We start from the raw sequence: 223 nt of genomic DNA, 5'->3' as shown, positions 1-223 counted from the left end.
GAGATTCAGATAAAGATCGATGGACTCGTCCGTGAGCGGCCGCATGGTCAGAGTCGCCGTGGCCACGAAGCTCTCCACCACCGTGCCGGCGATGGCGAGCGCAAAGGCGGACTGGAGGGTGTGGCTCGTTCCGGAAAGCGCCAGGAGCTGGCGGCGCGCGGCTTCGCGATCGGGCGCCTTGTGGAACACGATCGATCCGCAGGCGAGAACCTGGTCGGCTCCG

At 66.4% G+C, this 223-nt stretch carries 1 protein-coding gene; it reads right to left on the bottom strand.

Annotation, left to right across the window (positions count from 1 at the left end):
* Nucleotides 1-223: Maf family protein (locus tag E4K09_RS19855; RefSeq protein WP_193557326.1), on the bottom strand; the 223-nt coding region annotated here is incomplete at both ends.

Origin of the sequence: Microvirga pakistanensis (assembly GCF_004458765.1) — a bacterium.
GTDB classification, from domain to species: Bacteria; Pseudomonadota; Alphaproteobacteria; order Rhizobiales; family Beijerinckiaceae; genus Microvirga; species Microvirga pakistanensis.
This window is presented reverse-complemented; position numbering and strand designations above follow the sequence as displayed.